Raw genomic sequence first — 24,585 nt, forward strand, 5'->3', positions numbered from 1 at the left:
GCTGGCCGGTACTGCTGGCAGTGATCCTGGTTGCCATCGGTCTGCTCGTTGGTGTTCGTCTGCTGAGCACACCGCCTGACGGTTCCGCCCCCACTGCGTCGTCGGCCGCGCACTCGCCGGCACCGCTGGTGGTCGGTGACGATCGCACGATCACCATGATCAGTCTCGGCGGTCCCCGCACCGATGCGCTGCTGGCCCGGGTGGGAGCGAATATCGGTGCGGCGGTCACCTCGGTGGAGGCGTTCTGGGGCACCGATTGGTCGCATGAAATCCTCGTCGTCGCCGCCGGGAGCGATGCCGAGTTCGCCGCGCAGGCCGGTCGGGGTACCGCCGCCGGCGCCGACATCGCCGCAGTCGCCGTCGCGGATTACGTGGACCCGTCGCATGGCGTGGCCACCGGTCAGCGCATCGTATTGGCCCCAGGCGCCAGCCAGATGAGCGACGCTGCACTGCGAATCGTCTTGGGGCACGAGCTTTTCCACTATGCGAGCCGAGCCGACACGGCGCTCGACGCGCCCCGCTGGCTGACCGAGGGAGTCGCCGACTACGTCGGTCGCCCCGCCACCGGGGTGCCCAAGGATGCGGAGGTACCCACTGCGCTGCCGTCGGATGCCGATTTCGCCGCCGACGGCCCAGCACTGTCGCTGGCCTATGACCGGGCCTGGTTGTTCGCCCGCTTCGTCGCCGACGAATACGGCGTGCCCGCGCTGCGAGAGCTGTATCAGCGGGTGTGCGGGCCAGGCCATATCGATGTGCCGATGGCGCTGCGGGAAACCCTGGGCGCGGGCCCTGACGATGTGCTGGCTCGCTGGCGCGCATGGTTCAGCCGGTAGCCTGACACCCGATGCCCCGGGTCCTGCTTGTCACCAACGACTTTCCCCCCCGTAAGGGCGGAATCCAGTCGTATCTGGAGGAATTCGTCACCCGGCTCGCGGCGATGGGCAGCCACGAGCTGACTGTGTACGCGCCGCGGTGGAAGGACTGCCAGGCTTACGACGAACAGGTGTCCTTCGACGTGGTGCGGCACCCGACCAGCCTGATGCTGCCCGAACCGTCCGTCGACTCCCGCATGCGCAGGCTCATCGAGAGCCGGGCCATCCAGACGGTCTGGTTCGGCGCGGCCGCCCCGTTGGCGCTGCTCGGCCCGCGGGCCCGGCAGGCCGGTGCCACCCGCGTGCTGGCCAGCACCCATGGTCACGAAGTGGGCTGGTCGATGCTGCCGGTGGCCCGATCGGCGCTGCGCCGCATCGGAGACGGCACCGACGTCGTCACCTTCGTCAGCCGCTACACTCGCGGCCGATTCGCCTCCGCCTTCGGCCCCGACGCCGCCCTCGAGCACCTGCCGCCGGGCGTCGACACCGACCGGTTCCGTCCCGACCCGGCCGCGCGGGCCGAGCTGCGCCGCCGCTACGGTCTGGGCGAGCGGCCGACCGTGGTCTGCCTTTCGCGCCTGGTACCGAGGAAGGGCCAGGACATGCTGATCCGGGCACTGCCCGAGATCCGCCGGCGGGTGCCCGGCGCCGCGCTGGTGATCGTCGGCGGCGGCCCATATCTGGACACGTTGCGCACGCTGGCCGGCCAGCACGATGTGACCGGCGATGTGGTGTTCACCGGGGGAGTGCCGGCCGCCGAACTACCGGCCCACCATGCGATGGGCGACGTTTTCGCGATGCCGTGCCGCACGCGCGGCGCCGGCCTGGACGTCGAGGGCCTCGGGATCGTCTTCCTGGAGGCTTCGGCCAGCGGCGTGCCCGTCGTGGCGGGCGATTCCGGTGGCGCTCCCGAAACTGTGCAGGATCACCGCACCGGTCGCGTTGTCGATGGCAAGGCGCTCCACGAGATAACCGACGCCGTCGGCGAACTGCTGGCCGACCCCGATCGAGCCGCGCGGCTCGGCGCCAATGGACGCGACTGGGTTACATCGCAGTGGCGCTGGGACACGATGGCGGGCCGACTGTCCGACCTGCTGGGTTAGTGGTCTCAGTCCTTCTGATAGATGGCGTCGATGTCGTCGGCGAACTTCTCGGCGACGACCTTGCGTTTGACCTTCAGCGTCGGGGTCAGCTCGCCGGTCTCCTCGGTGAAGTCGACGGGCAGGATCCGGAACTTGCGGATCGACTCGGCATGCGAGACAACGAGGTTGGCCTGTTTGACGGCGACATCGACCTCGGCCTTGAGGTCCGGGTCATTGGCCAGTTCGCCGACCGTGGCGCCCGCGGCTTTACCGTTGCGCTGCTTCCAGCCCACGAACGCTTCCGGGTCGATGGTGATCAGCGCCCCGATGAACGGCTGGTTGTCGCCCACCACCATCGCCTGGCTGATCAGCGGATGCGACCGCAGCTGGTCTTCGAGCACCGCGGGGGCGACGTTCTTGCCGCCCGCGGTCACGATGAGTTCTTTTTTGCGCCCGACGATCTTCAGGAAACCGTCCTTGTCGACGTCGCCGAGGTCGCCGGTGTGGAACCAGCCGTCGGAGATGGCGTCGTTGGTCGCCTGCTCGTTGTGCCAGTACCCGTCGAACACCACCCCGCCCTGCACCAGCAGCTCGCCGTCTTCGGCGATCCGCATGCTGTTGCCGGGCAACAGCTTTCCGACAGTGCCGACCTTCATATCGCCGACCCGGTTGACGGTGATGGCCGCGCTGGTCTCGGTCAGCCCGTAGCCCTCGTAGATGTTGAGCCCGACGCCACGGTAGAAGTGGCACAACCGGGCACCCAGTGGTGCGCCGCCCGAGATCGACGCGTGGCAGTCGCCTCCGAGGGCAGCCCGCAACTTGCCGTACACCAGCTTGTCGAAGACCGCGTGTTTGACGCGCAGCAGCGGCGACGGCCCGAACCTGTTGTCCTGCGCCTCACTCCATTCCACCGCGGTCTTCGCGGCCACGGCGAAGATCTTGCCCTTGCCGTCGTTGGCCGCATTCTGCTCGGCGGTGTTGTAGACCTTCTCGAAGACACGCGGAACGGATACCACCAGCGTCGGTTTGAAGACCGAGAACATCGGTACCAGATTCTTGATGTCGCTGGTGAATCCGACGGTCACCTTGTTCTGGAAGGCAGCGATCGTGATGGCTCGCGCCAGCACATGTGCCAGCGGCAGGAAGACCAGCAGCCGCTCACCTTTCTGCAGCAAAGTCGGGCAGGATGCTTTGGCGCCGCGGGTCTCGTAGATCAAGTTCGAGTGGGTGAGCTGGCAGCCCTTGGGCCGTCCGGTGGTACCCGAGGTGTAGATCAGCGTGGCGGGGTCGTCAGCGCGCAGCGCATCGACGCGCTGCTGGTACTCCGCCGGATCCACCGAGGCACCTGATTCGGTGAGCTGGTCGAGTGCCTTCGGGCCTGAGCCGTCGATATGGAAGACGCGGCGCAGATCAGGTAGGTCGCCGACGAGTTCGGCGACCAGGGTGGCGTGCGCGTCGGTCTCGGCGAACAGCAGTACCGCGCCGGAGTCCTGCAGCACCCAGCGGACCTGCTCGGCCGAGCTGGTCTCGTAGATCGGTACGGTCAGGGCGCCGACCGAGAGAATCGCGAAATCGAGGATGGCCCACTCGTAGCGGGTGGCGCTCAGAATGGCCACCCGGTCACCGGCTTGCACGCCCTCGGCGATCAGTCCAAGGGCTGCGGAACGGATCTGCGCCGCCGCCTGCTTGGCTGTGACGTCGGTCCATGCGCCGTCGCTCAGGCGCTGATAGATGACGTAATCGGGATCGTCGCGCTCGTGTTCGAAGACGGCGGCGACGATGGTGTCGTTCTTGCCCACTGGAAACGATGCGGGAACATTCAACTCACGCAATTGTCAGACCTTTCCAGGGCGGCGAAGGCTACCCAAACGCTCGCTACTCATACGCCTGGGTAGCTGTGTGTCCAGCCTAGTCGGCACAATGTGCGCAATGTGAGCGGCTTCACTGTTGGAGTGGGGTCCGGGGCCGGGGCACCGATGTGTGAAGCTATGCCGATGAACAGCATCCAGGTGGCCGACGAGACCTTCGTCGCGATGGATGGCGTGACGGTGGGTGCGGTCATCTCCGAGCCGACCCGCTGGCGCCGCTGGTGGCCGGACCTGCACCTGCAGGTCGTAGAACAGCGCGGCGAGGCGGGTATCCGCTGGACCGTCACAGGTGCGTTGACCGGCACCATGGAGGTGTGGCTCGAGCCCATGCTCGACGGCGTCATCCTGCACTATTTCCTGCACGCCGAGCCGTCCGGCGCGGCGGCCTGGGAGTTGGCCAGGATGAATCTGGTGAAGATGAATCACAACCGCAGGGTGGCGGGTAAACGGATGGCTTTCGAGGTCAAACTCGAGCTCGAGCGCTCGCGTCCCGTCGGGGTGGCGCCGCAGCCCTGATACTCCGGTGGTGAACTTCGGGGGAGGGTAGCGTTTCAACTTGGATACTTATGAGTCTGATGGGCTCCGCGAATTCGGCTCGGACAGGTAGGACAACGACCAGGTGGCACATAAAACCGCGCAAACCATCTACATCGATGCCGATCCCGACACGGTGATGGACGTCATCGCCGACATCGGCTCGTATCCGGAGTGGGTCAAGGAGTACCAGGAGACCGAGGTCCTGGAGACCGACGGTGCCGGCCTCCCCAAAACCGCCCGGCTGGTGCTCGACGCCGCCGTACTCAAGGACACCATGGTGCTCGCTTACGAGTGGCCGGCTGATCGCGCCTCGGTGCAGTGGTCGCTGGTGTCCAGTTCGTTGCTGAAGGCGGTGGACGGTGCATATCGCTTGTCGCCCAAGGGATCTGGCACCGACGTCACATACGAGTTGTCGGTCGATCTGATGATCCCGATGATCGGACTGCTGAAGCGCAAGGCTGAGCGGCGGCTGACCGACTCGGCGCTGAAAGACCTGAAGAAACGAGTCGAGGGCTGACGGAATCCAGCGAGGCCGACACTGCCGGCCGGGCCCGGATCAGCCTTTTCGTCGGCAAAGGCGGGGTCGGCAAGTCGACGCTGGCCGCGGCCACCGCCGTCCGCGAAGCCCGCGCGGGTCAACGCGTGCTGGCCATTTCCACCGATCAAGCCCATTCGCTCGGCGACGTGTTCGGCGTGCCGGTACCGCCGACCGGCGAACGGACCCCGGTGCGGGTGCTCGCCGAGATGGACCCCGGCGGATTCCTCGACGCGCTCGCACTGGACACCCTGGTGCTGCTGGAGAGCCGCTGGCGCGAGATCGCCCGCCCGCTGGGCGAACGGTTCCCGCAGTCCGAACTGGGAGACGTTGCGCCAGAAGAACTCTCGGCTGTCCCAGGGATTCAGGAGGTACTGGGCCTGCACGAGGTGGGCGAATTGGCCGCCTCAGGACAGTGGGATCACATCGTGGTGGATTGCGCGTCGACCGCCGACGCCCTGCGGATGCTCACGCTGCCCGCCACCTTCGGGCTTTACCTGGAGCGGGCCTGGCCGCGGCACCGGCGCCTGAGCTCGGGATCGGATCCGACGTCGTCGGCCGTGGTGGATCTGTTGGAGCGCATCAGTGCGGGGGTGGAGCAGCTGTCCACTCTGCTGGCCGACGGCACCGCGGTCAGCGCGCATCTGGTGCTGACCGCCGAGCGGGTGGTGGCCGCCGAAGCGGTCCGCACCTTGGGCGCGCTAGCACTGATGGGGGTCAGCGTTGGCCAGCTGATCGTCAATCAGGTGCTGATCCAAGACGATTCTTACGAGTACCGGAACCTGCCTGATCATCCGGCATTCGACTGGTATTCCGAACGCATCGCCGAGCAGCGCACGGTGCTCGACGAACTGGGTGCGATCATCGGTGACGTCGAGTTGGTGCTGGCTCCGCACCTGGCGTGCGAGCCGATCGGGGCCAAAGCCCTGCACCAGCTGCTCGACAACGTCATCCGCCGAGACGGGTCGGCGCCCCCTGGACCGCTGCGGCCGGTAGTCGATCTGGAGTCCGGGTCGGGTTTGGAATCGGTGTACCGGATGCAGCTACAGTTGCCCCAGGTCGATTCCGGCTCGCTGACTCTGGGCCGCGTCGACGACGACTTGATCATCGGTGTGGGAGGGATGCGCCGTCGCGTTCGGCTGGCGTCCGTTCTGCGTCGGTGCGTGGTGCTCGACGCGCAGCTCAAGGGCAGTGAGCTGACCGTACGTTTTCGACCGAATCCGGAGGTGTGGCCGGCGTGAATGACTCTGGCTCACCCACGGGTCATGACGACCTGGGCCCGGAGTTGCGGCAGCTGGCGCAGGCCATCCTGGACCGGATCGACCCCGCGGTGCGCGGCGCGGCAGCGATGGCCGCCGCCCGGTCCGCGGGCGACCCCGGCCGGTGCCAAGTCCTCTGGTGTCCGGTATGCGCCTTGGCGGCGCTGGTGACGGGGGAGGAGCATCCGCTACTCACCATGATCGGTGAGCACAGCGTCGCGTTGCTGACTGTGATCCGCATGATGGTCGATGGTTCCGCCATGCCCACGCCGCCCCCTGCGCCCGCACCCGAGCCGCCCGACGGCGCCCACCCGGACGGGCCGCCGGACCAGGAGCCCCCCGAGGTGCGGCCGACGACAGGGCGCTACCAGCCGATCACCATCATCGTCGAGGAGTAGTCCGGGAGCGGCGAGAGTCGCGCTGTGGTCGCATCCACACCCGGTGGGTAAAGTTGTCGCAGAGCACTGTCTGGTGCGTCCCGGAGCGGGAGGGTCCATGTGGTATTGGCTGTTCAAGTATGTGTTCATGGGACCGCTGTTGACCCTACTTGGCCGGCCGAAAGTTGAAGGCTTAGAGCACGTTCCGTCCAACGGCGCGGCCATCTTGGCCAGCAACCATCTCGCCGTCGCAGACAGCTTCTATCTCCCTCTGACTGTGCGCCGGCGGATCACGTTCCTGGCCAAGGCCGAGTACTTCACCGGCACCGGCCTCAAGGGCTGGTTCCAGCGGTGGTTCTACACCGTGGCCGGGCAGGTGCCGATCGACCGCACCGACGCCGATTCCGCGCAGAGTGCGCTGACCACCGCTGCGCGCATCCTGGACCAGGGCAAGTTGCTCGGGATGTATCCCGAAGGCACCCGCTCGCCGGATGGCCGGCTCTACAAGGGCAAGACCGGCCTGGCGCGCCTCGCGCTGGAGAGCGGTGTTCCCGTGATCCCGGTGGCGATGATCGGCACGGACGTCGTCAACCCGCCGGGCAGCAAGATGTGGCGATTCGGCCAGGTGACGGTCCGGTTCGGTAAGCCGATGGACTTCTCCCGCTTCGAGGGGCTGGCCGGAAACCGCTTCATCGAACGGGCCGTCATCGACGAGGTGATCTACGAGCTGATGCAGCTCTCGGGCCAGGAGTACGTCGACTTGTACGCCGCGAGCCTCAAAAACGATGCAGCGGCTGAGGCGAATCCTGCTGCGGCGCAGCAGCCTGCCGCTCGGATTCCGGAGTCGGCGGCGGGTTGACCCGCCGCGACGTGGCCGTCAGCCCGGCCACCGCGATCAGCGCCAGCGCCCACCACACGTAGGAACCGCCGGCCAACTGGCGCCACCACGAGGCGTCGGCCTCGTGGTGTTTGGGCATCAGGTCGAGCGGCGTCCACACCAACAGCGCCACCCCCATCACGCCGACGACGGCCAGTGCCGCGTTGCGCCGGCGGTAGGCCAGCACCGCGACGATGACGAGTGTCGGTAGCACCCAGACCCAGTGGTGGGACCACGACACCGGCGAGACCACCAGTCCGAAGAGGGCGATGCAGACCAGCGCGAGTGGTTCGGCGTCGTCGATCGATGCCTCGTCGGCCGATTTGAGCACCCGTCGGGCCGCCCACACCGTCAGCCCCAGCGCCGCGAAGCACGCGACGGTCCACAACGCGAACTGTGTTGTTTCACCGAGTTCGATCCGGGCCAGCGCGCCGGCGATGTTCTGATTGGTGTTCAGCGCGGCACTGCCGATCCGGTCGGTATGGCGGATGGTGGTCGACCAGTACTCCACGGAATCGCGCCATGCCAGTACCGCGCCGATCAGGGACGCGACGATGAAGGACACGAACGCGGTGACCGCGGCGCGGGTGTCGCGGCGCAGCAGGAAATACAGCAGGAACACCGCGGGGGTCAGTTTGAGCGCGATGGCCAGGCCGACCAGGATTCCGCGGGGCCACGGGGTACGGCGTGGCACACAGTCGGCGATCACCAGCGTCATCAGGACGACGTTGATCTGGCCGAAGTCGAAGTTCGCCTGGATCGGCTCGAGATAGATCATGGCGGTGCCCACGATCGCCAGCGCCAGCCAGGAGCGTCGCAGCCAGGCCGGTTCGGAGGTGACGCCGATCCATGCCTGGGATGGGCCCCACACATCGAGTCGGTTCAGCACCAATACGGTCGAGACCACTAGAAGTACCAGCGTCGTGCAGGTGATCGCGACACTGGCTGCGTCGAAGGACATCCAGGCGAACGGGCTGAACACGATCGCCGACAAGGGGGGATAGGTGAACGGCAATCCCAAACCGATGGTGGTGAGGAAGGTGGCGTCACCGGCGTACAGCGACTGGCCGCCGAGCCAGGCCTGCCCGCCCATCCGGTAGACCTCGATGTCGATGCGGTACGGGAGGTGGCCGAGTACCTGCCACGCGGCGTAGATGAACACCAGCACTGACGCCGCCTGGAAGGCACGCCATGCCACGCGCCGCCAGTTGCGCCCGAGCCAACTGCCCGCGCCGGGCCACCGCCGATTACTCATGACCCGAACAGACTATCGGTGTCGGCGCCACCGGCGGTGAATCCCACCGGCGGGAATTCTCCGCCCAGGTGGAGGTATCTTTTGCCCGTGGAGGACGAGTGGGATACCGATTTCAACTTCGACCTGGCGATACCGCCGGGACGGGTGCCGCTGATGTGGTGCCTGATCGCTTTTCTCCTGACGTTTTTCGTGACGCGGACGATCGTGCGGTACATCCGGGCGCATGCCGATAGCGATGCCCCCAAAAAGTGGTGGCAACCGCGCAATATCGGGCACGGGACGACACACATCCACCACGTGGTGATCGGTGTGATCCTGGTCATGGTTTCGGGATTGACCATGGTGACCCTCGCCGTTGACGGAGGGGTACCCGAATTCACGGCGGCCGCAATCTTTTTCGGAATCGGTTCCGCGCTGGTGCTTGACGAATTCGCGTTGATCCTGCATCTGCAGGACGTGTACTGGTCAGAGGACGGTCGGACCTCGGTCGACGCAGTGTTCGCCGCCGTCGCGGTGGCGGGTCTGCTGATCCTGGGGTTCAATCCGCTGTCATTCTTCGATATCACCATCTGGCGCGACGACGATTCGCTCCTGTCGCGTGCGCTGGTTGTCGGCAGCGCCGCGTTCACGCTGGGGATGGCGGTGATCGTGCTGCTCAAGGGCAAGGTGTGGACCGGCCTGGTCGGCATGTTCATCGGCCCGCTGCTGATCATCGGCGCGATTCGGTTGTCACGGCCGCACGCACCGTGGGCCCGCTGGCGCTACACCACCCGGCCGAAGAAGATGCATCGCGCGCTGGAACGGGAGCGGTATCTGCGCCGACCGTTCGTGCAGGCCAATCTGTGGCTGCAGGGTGCGATCGCCGGCATGCCGCGGTTCCCGGACGACGAGGCGGTCGAGGCCGAGCTGGACCGCGAGATTCATGCCGCGCCACCGCCGGTCAATACGCCGCCGGAACCCGAACCCGCGGTACAGGCGGCTGGATAAGGTGATCAGCCGTGCGCTACTTCTATGACACCGAGTTCATCGACAATGGGCGCACGATCGAGCTGATCTCGATCGGCGTCGCCGCCGAAGACGGCCGTGAGTACTACGCGGTGTCCACCGAATTTCCCGCCGAGCAGGCCGGGAACTGGGTCCGCACCAATGTGCTGCCCAAGCTGCCCCCGCCGTCATCGCAGTTGTGGCGTTCGCGACGCCGGATTCGGGAGGATCTCGAAGAGTTCTTCGGGATCGACGGGGACGAGCCGATCGAGCTGTGGGCGTGGGTGGCGGCCTACGACCATGTCGTCCTGTGCCAGCTGTGGGGGCCGATGACCAGCCTGCCGCCGCAGATTCCGCGGTTCACCCGCGAGCTCAGGCAGTTTTGGGAGGACCGTGGCTGCCCGCGGATGCCGCCACGGCCGCGCGACACCCACGACGCGCTGGTCGACGCGCAGCACAACCTGCGGCGTTACCAGATCATGCGGGAGCTGGAGCACGGTTACCAGAGCTGGGAGCGGGCCTAGCTCCGAGGCGGGCGAGGGACGAGCCCGGGGAGAGAGGCTGGGCCCAGAGTGCGGGCCCTGAGCTGGTTAAAGCGCGATAGCGGCCCGGTTACCATGGACGGGTGAACTGGACCGTCGACGTACCCATCGAACAGCTGCCGTCACTGCCGCCGCTGGCCGATGACCTGCGGCAACGCCTGGACACCGCGCTGGCGAAGCCGGCCGCCCAGCAGCCCACCTGGGATGCCGATCAGGCGAAGGCGATGCGCACCGTCCTGGAAAGTGTTCCGCCGGTCACCGTGCCGTCTGAGATCGAGCGCCTGCAGGGGCTGCTCGCGCAGGTCGCGCGTGGTGAGGCGTTTTTGCTACAGGGCGGCGATTGCGCCGAGACGTTTGCGGACAACACCGAGCCACACATCAGGGCCAACATCCGGACCCTGCTGCAGATGGCGGTCGTGCTGACCTACGGCTCCAGCATGCCGGTGATCAAGCTGGCGCGGATCGCCGGGCAGTACGCCAAGCCCCGGTCGTCGGATATCGACGCGCTCGGACTGCGGTCCTACCGTGGCGACATGATCAACGGTTTCGCGCCGGATGCCACCGTGCGGGAACATGATCCGTCGCGGCTGGTGCGCGCCTATGCCAATGCCAGCGCCGCGATGAACCTGGTGCGCGCACTGACCTCCGGCGGGCTGGCCTCGCTGGAGAAGGTGCACGAATGGAACCGCGAGTTCGTCCGAAGTTCGCCAGCGGGTGCGCGCTACGAGGCGCTCGCCGGTGAGATCGACCGCGGCCTGCGTTTCATGAATGCCTGCGGGGTCACCGATCCCAATCTGCAGACCGCCGAAATCTACGCCAGCCATGAGGCTTTGGTGCTCGACTACGAGCGGGCGATGCTGCGGATGCACGAAGTTGAAGGTCCGGATGGCGGAAAGATCCAGAAGCTCTACGACCTGTCGGCGCACTACGTCTGGATCGGCGAGCGCACTCGCCAACTCGACGGTGCGCATATCGCCTTCGCCGAGGTCATCTCGAATCCGATCGGAGTGAAGATCGGCCCGACGATGACGCCGGAGCTGGCCGTCGAATACGTCGAGCGGCTCGACCCGCACAACGTGCCCGGCCGCCTGACCATCGTTACCCGGCTTGGTAACAACAAGGTTCGCGATCTGTTGCCCCCGATCGTCGAGAAGGTCCAGGCGACCGGCCATCAGGTGATCTGGCAGTGCGACCCGATGCACGGCAACACCCATGAGTCGTCCACCGGCTACAAGACGCGGCACTTCGACCGCATCGTCGACGAGGTGCAGGGCTTCTTCGAGGTGCACCACGCGCTGGGCACCCATCCCGGCGGCATCCACGTGGAGATCACCGGTGAGAACGTCACCGAGTGTCTTGGTGGGGCACAGGATATTTCGGACAGCGACCTGGCCGGCCGCTACGAGACGGCCTGCGATCCGCGCCTGAACACCCAGCAGAGTCTGGAGCTGGCCTTCCTGGTAGCGGAGATGCTGCGCGACTAGTTGGGCCCAAACCTGGTCAGCGACTCTCGTCGACGCCGGGGGTGTGGATGGTGGCGTCGCCGCCGATACGTTTGGCATCGAACATCGCGCCGTCTGCCCGCTCGACGATGTCGTCCAGTAACGAAACGGGGTCGACGTCGGCAGTCGCGATGTGGGCAAGGGGGATGCTGGTGACCCCGATGCTTGCCGTGATCGCCGGTTCGGCCGGACCGGCGATCGCACGCCTGACGCGGTCGGCGTTGCGCTCGGCCTCACCAGGTGCGACGAGGTCGACCACGACGAACTCCTCGCCGCCGATCCGGGCCACCAAAGCGCTGCGCCCGACGGCAGAGGTGATCTGTGCAGCGCTGCGGATCAGCACCTGGTCGCCGATCGTGTGGCCGTGGGTGTCGTTGACATCTTTGAAGCGGTCCAGGTCGACGACCATCACCGTCAGGTCGGTCGCGGCTGAAGGTTTGTCGCGCAACAGGTTTCCGACATGCAGATACAGGCCGCGCCGGTTGAGGATGCCGGTCAGTGGATCGGTGATCGAGTCGTTGGCGTCGTTGCGCAGCACCCAGATCCCGAAGTGGGTGCCCAACGGCATCGCGACGACCAGCGCCACCGACGCGAGCGTCCGCGCAGCGAAGTCGACGACACCGATATGCGCGTGTGCGCCGAACTGGACGGCGAAGGCCGTCGTCGACAGCAGTATCCACAGCGCATGTCTGGCAAGGACTTTCGGGCCGTCGAAGAACATCAGATACACCGAGATCATCGCGAACGCGTTGAACCCGAACAGGCCGAGCAGCCAACTGGCGTCCAGCACTGCCACGGCAGCTATCCCGATGTCGGCGGAGATGACGAACGTCAGCGATATCCGCCGAGACGGCCACGGTCGACAACACCACATCCACGACCAGAAGAACTGGAGCACGGCGAACAACGCCACGGCGACGCGTGATGCGGTGCTGTGCGCCGAAGGCAGCAGGACCAGCAGCGACACCACCGCATTGAATCCAGTGCCAAGGCCGATCAACATCTTGATCGCAACGGACATGGTCCGCCTGGAGAAGTACTGGACCTGTGCGGGGTAGTCGACGGGTTCACCCCACCACGAGCGGACTTGGTTGCCGAACACAGCGAACGTTCTCAACGACGTGGGCATGGCCATGTCTCTGTGCACGGTGACAACTGCCGCTCCGAGTCAATAAAGAGCCTTCGACGCGCAGCAGATTTTGCATGCGTCTGGAAGGCAGCCCCAAGAATAGACGTCCAGGCCGTCTCCGGTAACCGTCTAACTGGACAGGAGCGCGCTGAGGTTGCTACCCACGGTCCATGCCGCGGCGGCCACTGCGCCCGTCACGATCAGCACGATCGCAAGCCAGAACAGCATCATCCGGCGGCCACGGGCCCGGGCGTAGGCGAACTCGCTGATCTCGATCCCTGCGAATTGCCCAGCGGGGGAGTAGCTTTCGTCGCCACCAAGCACCGGTGCCGTCGCAGGTTCGGGCCAGTCGTCTCGGGTGAACTGCCGCGTCGGGTTACGGACCGGCTCGGCCTCGCCTACGCGGCTGCCCCCATCACGGCTGTGGTACAGCTTCGCCGAGGTGTGCTGCGCGGAGTTACGCGGCGCGGGCACCCGGAAGGCGGGCAGGTTCAGCTCGGCGGCGATCGCGTCCAAGTCGGCTTTCATCTCACGCGCGTCGGCGTACCGGTCGGCCGGGTCGCGCGCCGTCGCCCGCAGCACCAGCTCGTCGAATTGCATTGGAACACCGTCGATCACGCTGCTAGGTGCCGCGACGTCGTTGTCCATCCGCTGGTACGCCACGGTCAGCGCGTTGTCACCGGTGAACGGTGTCACGCCGGTGAGCAGCTCGTAGGCCAGGATGCCGACGGAGTAGACGTCGCTGCGGGGGCCGGCGTTGCCGCTGCTGACCTGTTCCGGCGACAGGTACGCAGCGGTGCCGAGGATGACGCTGGTCGAGGTGATCCCCGCCTCGGCGACAGCGCGCACCAGGCCGAAGTCGGCGAGCTTGACCTCACCCTCATCGGAGATCAGCACGTTCTCCGGTTTGACGTCGCGGTGTACCAGCCCGGCTCGGTGTGCGACGGCAAGGCCGCCGAGCACCGGTCGCAGGACCGCGGCGGCGGCGTGCGGCGGCATCGGTCCGCGCTCGCGAAGCAGCTCCCGCAGGGTGCCCCCGTCGACGAGTTCCATGACCAGATAGGGCAGGCCACCCCGTTGATCTCCCGGGCCCTGGTCGTAGATGGCCACCAGACCCGGGTCCTTGAGCCGGGCCACCGCCCTGGCCTCCAGCTGGAATCGGCTGAGGAACTGCTGGTCGCCCGCATAACGGGAATCCATCACCTTCAACGCCACCGGGCGGTCCAGCCGATTGTCGGTCCCGCGGTAGACGGTCGACATCCCACCGGTGGCGATCCTCGCCTCGACCAGGTATCGGCCGTCCAACACGGTCCCCTCAAGAGGGTCGGTGGGCAGCGGTCCGGTCACCGGGCCATCGTAGGGGGCCATTCTGGGGTGACAAGAAACGCCAGGACAAACGCCGGCCTGTGAACTTGGCTTTAGACTTGGCCACGTGAGTGGCATTCCTGTAGTCGAAGACGTCCTTCCGCCCGACGAGCCCGTCTACGACCTGCCCAAAGTCGCCGAGCTGTTGGGACTGGTGGTCACCAAAGTCCATCAGCAGCTGCGCGACGGACATCTGATCGCCGTGCGCCGCGGCGGCGTGATCCTGGTGCCCCAGAATTTCTTCACCGCGAATGGGACGGTGGTCAAGTCGCTGGGCGGGCTGCTGTCTGTGCTGCGCGACGGTGGTTACCGGGACGACGAGATCCTGCGCTGGCTCTTCACCCCCGACCCGACGTTGACGGTCACCGTCGACGGCTCCAAGGATGTGATCGAGAACGCGCGGCCGGTCGACGCTCTGCACGCGCATCAGGCCAGGGAGATCATCCGTCGAGCGCAGGCGATGGCGTACTAGTTTCGCCCGCTCGCGCGGGGTTGGTTCGGTACAGCGAGTACCAGGCCGCGGTCGCCAGGGCGGTCGCCAAGCCGACGTGGATCCACGAGTACATGCCGTGTGACCCATCGGGTTTGAAGATGACCATGATCCAGGTGGAGAAGCCGGCTATCGCGGCTATCGACGCTCGGGACTGCGCCAGGCCGGAGATCACGGCGAGCGGCCAGGTGTAGTACCAGGGCAGCGCCGCGGGCACGAACAGACAGACGACGAGCATCGCCCACCCGATGCCCATCAGCGCTTCACGGTCGTCGTGCCGATAGCGCCACCACAGCACCGGCAGGGACACTGCGATGATGCCGATGCCGACGATGCGGGTCACTTCGAGTACGGCGTAGAAGTTCACCGGGAAAAACAGCCCACCGATGGCATTGGTCAGGTTGGCCACCGCGGTGGGGATCGTCAGCCAGTTGATGATCTTCACCGACCCGGCGAGCGCCGTCAGCCAGCCCAGCCCGACCCCGGCCAGCCAGGACAGCACGGCGAACACCGCGACGAAGATCGCCACCGACGCCGCGGTGGCGATCGTGAACGCGGCGAGCGGGCGGTACCCGGACTTCTTCGGGCTGCGCCCCTCGCGAAGATCACGCATCCACACCCAGACCAGGAACGGCAACGCCAGGCCCGCAGTGGCTTTCACCGCCACCGCGATGGCGACCAGCGCCACCCCCGGGATGGGGCGGCGGGCGAATGTCAGCGCGATACCGGCCATCATCAAGCCGACCATCAGCATCTCGTTGTGGACTCCACCCATCAGGTGGATGATCACCAGCGGGTTGAGCACGCAGATCCACAACGCCGGAGCGGCGCGGCCACCGACATGACGCGCGATGCGCGGCGCCGCCCAGATCAATAACGCCAGGCCGGGCAGCATGCACAGCCGCAGCACCATCGTGCCGGCGATCACGTTGTCGCCGACCAATATGGTGACGAACTTGGCGACCAGGATGAACGCCGGCCCGTAGGGCGCGGTCGTCGTCGTCCAGATCGGGCTCACGTTGTCCAGCAGATCGTTCGGATTCTCGATCGGTCCGACCAGGTAGGGGTCGAGGCCGTCGCGCAGCAGGGCGCCCTGGGCCAGGTACGAATAGGTGTCGCGACTGAATACTGGGACGCTCAACAGCAGGGGCAGCAGCCAAAACCCGGTGGTGGCGAGCATCGTGTACTCGGAGACGTCACGGCCGTCGACCACTCGCCGGCCCAGCCACAGCCAGGCGAACAGCATCAGCGCGACCCCGCCCCACAGCAGCACCGACGAGACCACCAGGCCATGGCCGAACCGCAGCCAGGACAGATGCAGCGATTCGAGCACGGGATCGTGCAAACGGGTGCTGCCGGCACCAAGGCCGCCCGCGGTGATCAGGATCGCGCCGAGGCAGCCGAGCAGCGCCGGCCGGGCTTCTTCGGCAGTGCTGAATTCCCGCAGGCGCGACAAGTGCCGGGGGAGTGCGCCGCTGCGCGTGGGGGTCGGAGTACTGGACATTGACGTCACATTGTTGTCTTCGAGGTTCGTCTTCGGTGGCCTGGGGTGCGGTGCCTCAGGCGGACCGGTTTGCGGCCAATCTGGCGAGCTCGCCGAGGCCCACTTTCGCCTGCACGTTGATCGGGGCGGCGTGCAGCATCTCCAGGGCGCGACGGGTCAGCAATTCGATGCGCTCCTCGACGGCGGCCAGCGCGCCGACCGATTCGATTACCAGGCACAGTTCACGCACGTGAGCATCGGTCAGCTCGGTGCCGATGGACGTCCGTAACAGCTTGGCCGCTACTGGATCCGACTTCTCGGCCCGTTCAACGGCTTCGGCCAGCAGCACAGTGCGCTTCCCGGAGCGCAGATCGTCGCCAGACGGTTTGCCCGTGACGGCGGGATCGCCGAAGACGCCCAGGACGTCGTCGCGCAGCTGGAAGGCGATCCCCAGATCCTTGCCCATTTCGAAGAAGATCGACTGCACGTCGGGCCGGTCGGCAGCTGCGGCCGCACCGAGCTGCAGTGGTCTGGTCACGGTGTAGGACGCCGTCTTGTACGTGTTCACGGTCATCGCCATGGCGATCGACTCCGCGCCGCTGGCCTCGGCGACGATATCCAGGTACTGACCGCCGAGGACTTCGGTGCGGATGTCGGCCCAGACCCGCTGGACACGGCGGTGCGCATCGGCGCCGAGTTCGGCCGTCGCGACGATGTCGTCGGCCCAGCACAGCGACAGGTCGCCGAGAAGGATGGCGGCCGACATGCCGAACTGTGCCGATGAGCCGCGCCAGTTGTGACTGCGGTGCAGTTCCGCGAAATGGACGTGGGCGGTCGGCCACCCGCGGCGTGTCGCGGAATCGTCGATGACATCGTCGTGCACCAGCGCGCAGGCCTGTAGAAGCTCCAGCGCCGAGAACAACTTCAGCGTCTCGTCGCCGACGGGCTCCTCGGACACCGCCCGATAGCCCCAGTAGGCGAATGCCGGCCGGAGCCGTTTGCCGCCGCGGAGCACAAAATCCTCGAGGACTGCGATCAGACCGTCGTATTCCGGGCCGATGTAGGAGGCAGCGCTGCGGCGGCCACGCAGGTAACCCCGCAGTTGGTCGGTGACGGCGCCGGCCAGTTCGGTGGCTGACGGTGCCGCTGCTTCGACGCTCAGCGCGGCGCCCCTTTCTCTAGCATCCCCTTGGCCCCCCAAGTGCATCCAGACTAGAGCGTCGGAGGCGTTCTGCGTGACCCAGGCCACCAGCGGGTGTCGTGTCCGAGGTGCTCAGTCAGGCGCGGCTGTCGTCTCCGGGACCGGCGAAGCGCGGTGAACGATCCCTGGCGACCCAGGCGAGGGAGCAGATCACCCCGGCGACCAGTAGTGCTGCGATGCCCAGCACCAGCGCACCGCCGGTGAATGACCGGGTGCTCGGGTCGGTGACGCGCGCCTGCGCGCTCATCGTGTTCACGATGCCCGGCTTGAGGGTCCACTGCACCACGTCGGAGTCGATCCGATCGCCATTGGTGGAGGTGATTTCCCCGGGGAAGGACACGGTCAGGGAGACGTCGGCGTCACTGTCGGTGAGGGAGGTCAGATCCACCCGGCCTTCCAGAATCACCAGGTCACCGGCCCGGCGCAGGGAGAGGTCGACGCCGGCTGCTTCCCGGTTCATGTTCGCCAGCTGCGGCAGCTCGGCGAAGGTCAGGTTGGAGAAGACGGCCTCGGACCCGACGTAGCCGTCCTGGCTGTAATCGGAGACCGCGACCTTCTGGGCGAACGGCACATCGCTGGAGAGCTGCGGGCCTTTGTCCTGCCCGTCACGCGGTTTCGCGGCGGCGATGATCTGGCCCGAGACCTGGTCGTCGGGGGAGACGGTCAGCGACGTCCGGATACGGACACAGCCGACGGCGAGCGGAGCGACGACGAGCAACAGCATCGTGAGCGCCAGCAGGCGGGTGCGGCGGCGTCGGCGGTCTTTGCTCCGGGCGGGGGCGAACACGTCGTCATCGTGCCAGACCAGGAGTGGGATTGCGCACACTGAGTCGGTTTCGGACGGCGATCACTCGGCGGAGTGCTCCAGCGGCAGTCCGCGGCCGAGGATTGCGAACGAACGCGGGTCGCCGGCGAAGTGGTAATCCCGGATGACGTCGGCGAATCCGAGTCTGCGGTAGAGCCGCCAAGCCCGGTTGGCCTCGCCGTTGATTTCCGGTGTCGAGAGCAGCACGTTGGCCTCGGTGCGGTCGCTGAGCAGCCGGCGGGCCAGGGCCTCACCCAGTCCCTGACCCTGCGCGCGTGGATGGATGTGCAGTTCCGTGAGCTCGAAGTAGCTCGACATCAGTCGGTCGATCTCGGCGGGCAGCATCCCGCCGCGGCGCAGGCCGTGGATGACCTGTTGCTGCCACCACTGATCGGGTGCGCCGCAGTAGCCGTAGGCGACCCCGAGCAGGGGTGCGTCGGCGATATCGGTGCCGGAGTCGAGATCAGCCGGGCCCGCCCCGTGCGGTTCGCTCGGATCGTCCACGCAGACGGCGGCCACCGCTTTCCAGCCGTTGCGACGGCTGTGCTCCAACCACATGGATGCGCGCTGCTCTTCGGTGCCGCGGGGATAGCGCATCGCATCCACGTACACACTCAACGCATCGCGGAGGCGACGTGCCATGTCCTGCGGCGACAGATCGATGAGGTACATCGTCAACGGCAGGTGCCCTCCGTGATAGCTCGCGTGTGATGTGACTGCGGTCTGGCTGTCGCCCGACTTGGGCCGAGGTCCGTCCCTAGCCATTATGTTCGGTAGCGGGTCCGTGCATCCCATCCGCTGCCCGCGTCATACAATCGACAGTCGAACTAGGTGGTACGGCGCAGATTCACCTCGTATCATCTTGTTAGACGCCCGCCGAAAATCGGGCAGTAGTAATCACACCGGACCATTTGGTCCTGACCGCCGCGCCGGCAAGGAGGGCGAATGCCACTCTCCGATCATGAGCAGCGCATGCTCGACCAGATCGAGAGCGCTCTGTATGCCGAGGACCCGAAGTTCGCTTCCAGCGTCCGCGGCGGTAATTTGCGCGCTCCATCGGCTCGGCGCCGACTGCAGGGTGCTGCTCTCTTTGTGATCGGCCTGGCGATGCTGGTGTCCGGCGTCGCATTCCGGGCCACGATGATCGGCAGCTTCCCGGTTCTGTCGGTTGTCGGCTTCATCGTGATGTTCGCCGGAGTGGTGTTCGCGATCACCGGCCCGCGCGTGATGGGCAAGGACAAGTCCGCACCTGGCGCGGGGACGCCCCGGGCGAAGAAGTCCAAGGGTGGTGGCGGTGGTTCGTTCACGAGCCGCATGGAAGACCGCTTCCGTCGTCGGTTCGACGAGTAGCAGTCCCACCCCACCTTTCCCCACCCACTTTCCTCACACCCTTCCTCACACCCTTCAACCACCAACCCTCCTTTCCCCACCGCGGGGCGGCCCACAGGCTGCCCCGCTTTTTGTTATGACTTTGGGACCTGGCGTGTCGTCTCGGTAGGGGTTGGGCCCCACCGCCGCCCCACCTTCCCCCACCACGGCTGTCGATACCGTCTCTGGATCGCTGAACAGCAGTTTTGCCTGCTCACGGCCAGGCATTCCGCGGCGTTCGGTGGACCCGTTTCGAAGCTTGTGGACCGGCGTGGGGCTCACATGCCCTACCGGTGTCATGAATTGGAGAAAAGTGGGGGATTGTGGGGTATGGTGGCCGAGGACGGAGAGCGTGGGAGGTGACGAGTGTTCCTCGGCACGTACACGCCCAAGCTCGACGACAAAGGGCGACTCACATTGCCCGCCAAATTCCGCGACGCACTGGCAGGAGGGTTGATGGTCACCAAGAGCCAAGACCACAGCCTGGCCGTGTACCCGCGGGCGGAGTTCGAGGAGCGGGCACGGCAGCGCGCAGCAGCGTCGCGTAGCAACCCGGAGGCCAGGGCCGCCCTGCGCCTCATCGCCGCCGCCACCGACGAACAGCATCCCGATGCCCAGGGCCGAATCACCCTGTCGGCCGACCACCGCCGCTACGCCGGCCTGTCGAAGGAATGCGTGGTGATCGGCTCGGTCGATTACCTCGAAATCTGGGACGCACAGGCTTGGCAGGACTACCAGCAGACACACGAAGAGAACTTCTCCGCGGCCAGCGATGAAGCACTCAGCGACATCATTTGACCAGCCTCACCGGCATGCCCGTGCACCGTGGCCTCTGCCCGATATCGCGACCCTGGCGTACTTCCCCAACGCCAGGTTCGCGGTATCGGACGGGGACCTCGATGCAGGGGACGCCCGCCGGATTCGCCCCGTTCGAGTAAGTGGTGCCTTCATGGACGACCCGATGGACGAGCCCGGGGTAGACGGTCCAGGGCAGTTCGGCCACGTACCTGTCCTGCTCGACCGCTGCGTCGAACTCCTGGTTCCGGCGCTGACCCGCCACAGCGCGGACGGTTCCGGCGCCCTGGTCATCGATGCCACCTTGGGGGCCGGCGGTCACACCGAACGTCTCCTGACCCAGCTGCCCGGACTACGGGCGATCGGCCTCGACCGCGACCCGAATGCACTTCAGATCGCGGGGGACCGGCTCGCGCGGTTCTCCGACCGGCTCACCCTGGTCCGCACCCGCTACGACGGTATCGCCGATGCGCTGGCCCAAACGGGTTATCCGGCAACCGGATCGGTGGACGGGGTGTTGTTCGACCTCGGCGTCTCGTCGATGCAGCTGGACCGCACCGAGCGCGGTTTCTCCTACTCCGCCGACGCGCCGCTGGATATGCGGATGGACCCGGACCTGCCGCTGACCGCGGCGGTAATCCTCAACACCTATGACAAGGCCGCGCTGACCCGAATCCTTCGGGATTTCGGCGACGAGAGGTTCGCCCCCCGGATCGCGGGTTTCGTCCTTCGCCGCCGGGAGCAGAAGCCGTTCACGACCACCGGCGAACTGGTCGAGCTGCTCTACGAGGCCATTCCCGCCGCTACCCGGCGCACCGGTGGACATCCCGCCAAGCGGACCTTCCAGGCGCTGCGAATAGCGGTCAATGCCGAACTGGATTCCCTCACGGACGCGTTGCCCGCCGCGCTGGATGCGCTCACCGTCGGCGGCCGGGCCGTCGTGATGGCCTACCAGTCGTTGGAGGACCGCATCGTCAAGGGCGTCTTCGCCGAGGCGACCGCCAGCCGGACGCCGGCCGGTCTCCCCGTTGAACTTCCCGGCTACGAACCGGAATTCGAGTTGTTGATCCGTGGCGCCGAGAGGGCCGACGCCGACGAGATCGAACGCAATCCGCGCAGTGCACCTGTGCGGTTGCGGGCAGTGCAGAGAGTGACAGGGAGGGGCAGGCCATGAAGACCAAACGTGAGGTCAAGCCGAAAGAGATGGCCCGCAAAGGCGCCACTCGCACGACGGCAGCCCAGCGGACGGCCCGCAAACCCCGCGGCGACGAGGACTCCGGCCGTCGTGGCGACGCCGAGATCCAGACGAAGGGACGTGCCAAGGGCCGCCGGCCGGCCGAGGCGCCGAACCGCGGCGGCCGCGCGCGTAACCCCAAGGCGGCCAAGGTCTCCGGGCCCACTCGCGAACCCCGCGGTCTGCAGCACGGTCCGGCCACGACGCCGTTCCGCCGTCCCGCTCCGCCGAAGAACACCAGTCAGGCCAAGGCTCGCGCCAAGGCACGTAAGGCCAAGGCGCCCAAGGTGGTTCGCGTTCCCTTGCGGGAGCGGATGCTCCGCAGGCTGAGCCACGTCATCGAGAACGTCGAACTGAACCCGCGCACCCTGGCCGCCCGGGTCCCGTTCGTCGTGTTGGTGATCGCCGCGCTGGGGCTCGGGCTGGGGGTCACCCTCTGGTTGTCCACCGATGCCGCCGAGCGCTCGTATCAACTCGGCCACGCACGCGACGTCAACCAGGCGCTGGCACAGCAGAAGGAGGCTCTTGAGCGCGATGTGCTCATAGCCCAGGCGCCGCCTGCACTGGCCGAGGCGGCCCGCAATCTGGGGATGATCCCGTCGCGCGACACCGCGCACCTGGTGCAGGACGCCAACGGAAACTGGATCGTGGTCGGCACCCCGAAACCGGCGGAGGGTGTCCCGCCGCCGCCGCTGAACAGCAAGCTGCCTGATGACATCCCCGCGCCGCCGAAGCCCGCCCCGCCGGCCATGGTGAACCCGCTCGAGCGCCCGGTCCGGATTCCCGGGGCTCTCGGCGCCCCGGGCACTGACCCCGAGGTGCTGGTGCGGATGACGCCTCCGGGTGCGGTCTCGCCGCTCGACCATGCCGCCGATGCCGTGCCGGGATCGATTCCCGGCGCAGCGGTACCGGTCGCACCGGGGACGCCGGCAACCGGGCCGCTGCCAGGGCCGGTCGATGCTGCCGGTGTCCCGGTGGCGCCGCCGGCCGCTCCCGCGCCTGTCGACGTGCCGGCCCCGGCACCCGCTGACGCCGCGGTCGCCCCGGCGCCAGGTCCGCCGGCATGAGCCGCGGCGACCGCTCACGCGGTGCCGGCCGGCCCGGCAAGACAGCCAAGAAACCAGCCAACGAGCAGGGCAAGTCAACCCGCGACCGGCGTACCAGGGAGGCCGCCGAAACCGGCTCCCGCACCGCGTCGTTCTCCTTCCGGCACCGGGCGGGCAATATCGTGATCGCCTTGGTACTCGTCGTCGCCGGTGCCCAGCTTTTCTATATCCAGGTACCCAAGGCCGCCGGCCTGCGCGCCGAGGCCGCCAGCCAGCTCAAGGTCACCGACGTCGAGAGGGCGGTCCGCGGCAGTATCGTCGACCGCAATTTCGACAAGCTGGCCTTCACCATCGAGGCCAAGGCGCTGACGTTCCAGCCGGTCAGGGTGCGCAAGCAGCTCGAGGAAGCCCAAGCGGCATCCCCTGCGGCACCCGACCCGCAGAAGCGGCTGCGTGATATCGCCAAAGAGGTGTCGACCCGGCTGAACAACAAGCCTGACCTGGCGACAGTGCTCAAGAAGCTGCAGAGCAACGAGAACTTCGTCTATCTCGCTCGCGCGGTGGACCCGGCGATCGCCACCGCCATCATCGACAAGTTCCCCGAGGTCGGCCAGGAACGCCAGGATATCCGGCAGTATCCCGGCGGTTCGCTGGCAGCCAATATGGTCGGCGGCATCGACTGGGACGGTCACGGACTACTCGGACTCGAGGACTCCTACGATTCGGTGCTCTCCGGTTCCGACGGCTCTCTGACCTATGACCGCGGCTCCGACGGGGTGGTGATCCCGGGTAGTTATCGCAACCGCCACGACGCTGTCGACGGCTCGACCGTCCAGCTGACGATCGACGACGATATCCAGTTCTACGTCCAGCAGCAGGTGCAGCAGGCCAAGGATCTCTCCGGCGCCAAGGACGTCTCGGCGGTGGTCATGGACGCCAAGACCGGCGAGGTGCTGGCGATGGCGAACGACAACACCTTCGACCCAAGCCAGGACGTCGGTCGCCAGCAGGACAAGCAGCTGGGCAATCCGTCGGTGTCGTCGCCGTTCGAGCCCGGCTCGGTCAACAAGATCATCACCGCGTCGTCGGTGATCGAATACGGCTTGTCCAATCCCGACGAGGTGCTGCAGGTGCCCGGGTCGATCAACATGGGTGGCGTCACCGTCGCCGACGCCTGGAGCCATGGCGTGATGCCGTACACCACCACCGGCGTGTTCGGGAAGTCCTCCAACGTGGGCACGCTGATGCTGGCGCAGCGCATCGGCCCCGAGCGCTACTACGACATGCTGCAGAAGTTCGGGCTCGGCCAGCGCACGGGAGTGGGACTGCCCGGTGAGAGCGCCGGCCTGGTGCCCCCGATCGACCAGTGGTCGGGTTCTACGTTCTCGAACCTGCCCATCGGACAGGGGCTTTCGATGACTCTGCTGCAGATGACCGGGCTCTACCAGACGATCGCGAACGACGGGGTCCGTATCCCGCCCCGCGTCATCAAGGCGACGATCGCGCCCGACGGCACCCGCACCGAGGAGCCGCAACCCCAGGGCGTCCGGGTGGTCTCGCCGCAGACCGCGCAGACGGTGCGCAACATGTTCCGCGCCATCCTGCAGAAGGACCCCAGGGGCATCCAGCAGGGCACCGGATCGTCCGGTGCGGTCGAGGGGTACCAGTTGGCGGGCAAAACGGGTACCGCCCAGCAGATCAACCCGGCCTGTGGTTGCTACTACAGCGACGTCTACTGGATCACTTTCGCCGGTATGGCCACGGTCGACAACCCGCGCTACGTCGTGGGCATCATGATGAACGCGCCGGCGCGAGCCGCCGACGGTAAGCCGGGTTCGTCGGCCGCGCCGCTGTTCCACAACATCGCCTCCTGGCTGATGCAGCGGGAGAACGTGCCGCTGTCGCCCGATCCTGGGCCGCCGCTGACGCTGCAGGCGTCGTAAGAGGCGAGGGTTCAGGCTCGGTAGGGTGTCAGGGCC

Annotated in this window: 24 protein-coding genes; 16 read left to right on the forward strand and 8 right to left on the reverse strand. The window is 66.8% G+C overall.

Features of this window, described 5'->3' with window-relative positions; translation table 11 throughout:
• Positions 1-11 precede the first annotated feature (11 nt).
• Both H7J73_RS03325 and H7J73_RS03330 read left to right on the forward strand, forming a co-directional pair.
• Positions 12-833, forward strand: coding sequence for a hypothetical protein (locus H7J73_RS03325; protein WP_264066004.1), 822 nt, complete (start codon positions 12-14; stop codon positions 831-833).
• 11 nt (positions 834-844) lie between these two features.
• A complete protein-coding gene (locus tag H7J73_RS03330; protein ID WP_264065812.1) occupies positions 845-1,975 on the forward strand; it encodes a glycosyltransferase family 4 protein in 1,131 nt (376 codons plus the stop codon).
• 5 nt (positions 1,976-1,980) lie between these two features.
• Here the strand turns inward: H7J73_RS03330 and H7J73_RS03335 are convergent, their stop codons facing one another.
• Positions 1,981-3,786, reverse strand: coding sequence for an AMP-dependent synthetase/ligase (locus H7J73_RS03335; RefSeq protein ID WP_264065813.1), 1,806 nt, complete (start codon positions 3,784-3,786; stop codon positions 1,981-1,983).
• Positions 3,787-3,948: 162 nt separating this feature from the next.
• Between H7J73_RS03335 and H7J73_RS03340 the strand changes: the two genes are divergently transcribed.
• The 5 genes from H7J73_RS03340 (at position 3,949) to H7J73_RS03360 (ending at position 7,389) form a co-directional block, all read left to right on the forward strand.
• A complete protein-coding gene (locus tag H7J73_RS03340; protein ID WP_264065814.1) occupies positions 3,949-4,338 on the forward strand; it encodes a polyketide cyclase / dehydrase and lipid transport in 390 nt (129 codons plus the stop codon).
• A gap of 103 nt (positions 4,339-4,441) precedes the next feature.
• Positions 4,442-4,876: an SRPBCC family protein gene (locus tag H7J73_RS03345; RefSeq protein ID WP_264065815.1), complete on the forward strand. Its 435-nt coding sequence runs from the start codon at positions 4,442-4,444 to the stop codon at positions 4,874-4,876.
• Entirely contained in the window at positions 4,873-6,135 is a 1,263-nt protein-coding gene (locus H7J73_RS03350; RefSeq protein WP_264066005.1) for an ArsA family ATPase, read from the forward strand. The genes H7J73_RS03345 and H7J73_RS03350 overlap by 4 nt, the downstream gene beginning before the upstream one ends.
• Positions 6,132-6,551 carry a hypothetical protein gene (locus H7J73_RS03355; RefSeq protein WP_264065816.1) on the forward strand — a complete coding sequence of 140 codons (420 nt, stop codon included), beginning with the start codon at positions 6,132-6,134 and terminating at the stop codon, positions 6,549-6,551. The genes H7J73_RS03350 and H7J73_RS03355 overlap by 4 nt, the downstream gene beginning before the upstream one ends.
• A 97-nt stretch (positions 6,552-6,648) precedes the next feature.
• Positions 6,649-7,389, forward strand: a complete 741-nt coding sequence (locus H7J73_RS03360; RefSeq protein WP_264065817.1) for a lysophospholipid acyltransferase family protein — start codon at positions 6,649-6,651, stop codon at positions 7,387-7,389.
• On the opposite strand, the gene H7J73_RS03365 is transcribed toward H7J73_RS03360, so the two are convergent.
• Positions 7,307-8,662 (reverse strand): glycosyltransferase 87 family protein, encoded by a 1,356-nt coding sequence (locus tag H7J73_RS03365; protein WP_264065818.1) that lies wholly within the window; start codon positions 8,660-8,662, stop codon positions 7,307-7,309. The genes H7J73_RS03360 and H7J73_RS03365 overlap by 83 nt on opposite strands.
• Positions 8,663-8,815: 153 nt before the next feature.
• Here H7J73_RS03365 and H7J73_RS03370 point away from each other — a divergent pair, with 153 nt between their 5' ends.
• From H7J73_RS03370 to H7J73_RS03380, 3 genes are all read left to right on the forward strand, one after another.
• Positions 8,816-9,649 carry a hypothetical protein gene (locus H7J73_RS03370; protein WP_264066006.1) on the forward strand — a complete coding sequence of 278 codons (834 nt, stop codon included), beginning with the start codon at positions 8,816-8,818 and terminating at the stop codon, positions 9,647-9,649.
• 11 nt (positions 9,650-9,660) lie between these two features.
• Positions 9,661-10,170: a polyadenylate-specific 3'-exoribonuclease AS gene (locus H7J73_RS03375; RefSeq protein ID WP_264065819.1), complete on the forward strand. Its 510-nt coding sequence runs from the start codon at positions 9,661-9,663 to the stop codon at positions 10,168-10,170.
• Positions 10,171-10,271: 101 nt separating this feature from the next.
• Positions 10,272-11,672 (forward strand): class II 3-deoxy-7-phosphoheptulonate synthase, encoded by a 1,401-nt coding sequence (locus tag H7J73_RS03380; RefSeq protein WP_264065820.1) that lies wholly within the window; start codon positions 10,272-10,274, stop codon positions 11,670-11,672.
• Between the two features lie 16 nt (positions 11,673-11,688).
• Here the strand turns inward: H7J73_RS03380 and H7J73_RS03385 are convergent, their stop codons facing one another.
• Positions 11,689-12,819 (reverse strand): sensor domain-containing diguanylate cyclase, encoded by a 1,131-nt coding sequence (locus H7J73_RS03385; RefSeq protein ID WP_264065821.1) that lies wholly within the window; start codon positions 12,817-12,819, stop codon positions 11,689-11,691.
• A 129-nt stretch (positions 12,820-12,948) separates the two neighbouring features.
• Positions 12,949-14,187: a protein kinase domain-containing protein gene (locus H7J73_RS03390; RefSeq protein ID WP_435405413.1), complete on the reverse strand. Its 1,239-nt coding sequence runs from the start codon at positions 14,185-14,187 to the stop codon at positions 12,949-12,951.
• Positions 14,188-14,251: 64 nt separating this feature from the next.
• Here H7J73_RS03390 and H7J73_RS03395 point away from each other — a divergent pair, with 64 nt between their 5' ends.
• Positions 14,252-14,656 carry an Rv2175c family DNA-binding protein gene (locus tag H7J73_RS03395; RefSeq protein WP_264065823.1) on the forward strand — a complete coding sequence of 135 codons (405 nt, stop codon included), beginning with the start codon at positions 14,252-14,254 and terminating at the stop codon, positions 14,654-14,656.
• On the opposite strand, the gene H7J73_RS03400 is transcribed toward H7J73_RS03395, so the two are convergent.
• The 4 genes from H7J73_RS03400 to H7J73_RS03415 all read right to left on the reverse strand — a co-directional run bounded on the left by H7J73_RS03400 (position 14,625) and on the right by H7J73_RS03415 (position 18,841).
• On the reverse strand, positions 14,625-16,178 hold the full coding sequence (locus H7J73_RS03400; RefSeq protein ID WP_264065824.1) for an alpha-(1->6)-mannopyranosyltransferase A: 1,554 nt from the start codon (positions 16,176-16,178) through the stop codon (positions 14,625-14,627). The genes H7J73_RS03395 and H7J73_RS03400 overlap by 32 nt on opposite strands.
• A gap of 55 nt (positions 16,179-16,233) precedes the next feature.
• Positions 16,234-17,319 (reverse strand): bifunctional (2E,6E)-farnesyl/geranyl diphosphate synthase, encoded by a 1,086-nt coding sequence (gene idsA2 / locus H7J73_RS03405; protein ID WP_264066007.1) that lies wholly within the window; start codon positions 17,317-17,319, stop codon positions 16,234-16,236.
• 115 nt (positions 17,320-17,434) lie between these two features.
• Complete coding sequence (locus H7J73_RS03410) at positions 17,435-18,082, reverse strand: DUF3153 domain-containing protein (RefSeq protein ID WP_264066008.1); 648 nt, start codon at positions 18,080-18,082, stop codon at positions 17,435-17,437.
• Between the two features lie 123 nt (positions 18,083-18,205).
• Complete coding sequence (locus H7J73_RS03415; RefSeq protein ID WP_264065825.1) at positions 18,206-18,841, reverse strand: GNAT family N-acetyltransferase; 636 nt, start codon at positions 18,839-18,841, stop codon at positions 18,206-18,208.
• Positions 18,842-19,108: 267 nt separating this feature from the next.
• On the opposite strand from H7J73_RS03415, the gene H7J73_RS03420 reads away from it, so the two are divergent.
• The 5 genes from H7J73_RS03420 (at position 19,109) to H7J73_RS03440 (ending at position 24,549) form a co-directional block, all read left to right on the forward strand.
• Complete coding sequence (locus tag H7J73_RS03420; protein ID WP_264065826.1) at positions 19,109-19,513, forward strand: SCO2097 family morphological protein; 405 nt, start codon at positions 19,109-19,111, stop codon at positions 19,511-19,513.
• A gap of 384 nt (positions 19,514-19,897) precedes the next feature.
• Positions 19,898-20,329: a division/cell wall cluster transcriptional repressor MraZ gene (gene mraZ / locus H7J73_RS03425; protein ID WP_264065828.1), complete on the forward strand. Its 432-nt coding sequence runs from the start codon at positions 19,898-19,900 to the stop codon at positions 20,327-20,329.
• A complete protein-coding gene (gene rsmH / locus H7J73_RS03430) occupies positions 20,304-21,500 on the forward strand; it encodes a 16S rRNA (cytosine(1402)-N(4))-methyltransferase RsmH (RefSeq protein ID WP_264065829.1) in 1,197 nt (398 codons plus the stop codon). The genes mraZ and rsmH overlap by 26 nt, the downstream gene beginning before the upstream one ends.
• Entirely contained in the window at positions 21,497-22,627 is a 1,131-nt protein-coding gene (gene ftsL, locus H7J73_RS03435; protein ID WP_264065830.1) for a cell division protein FtsL, read from the forward strand. Before rsmH ends, ftsL begins: the two co-directional genes overlap by 4 nt.
• Positions 22,624-24,549, forward strand: a complete 1,926-nt coding sequence (locus tag H7J73_RS03440; protein WP_264065831.1) for a peptidoglycan D,D-transpeptidase FtsI family protein — start codon at positions 22,624-22,626, stop codon at positions 24,547-24,549. The genes ftsL and H7J73_RS03440 overlap by 4 nt, the downstream gene beginning before the upstream one ends.
• Positions 24,550-24,585: the final 36 nt, after the last annotated feature.

Source organism: Mycolicibacterium komossense (assembly GCF_025822605.1).
Taxonomy (GTDB): Bacteria; Actinomycetota; Actinomycetes; order Mycobacteriales; family Mycobacteriaceae; genus Mycobacterium; species Mycobacterium komossense.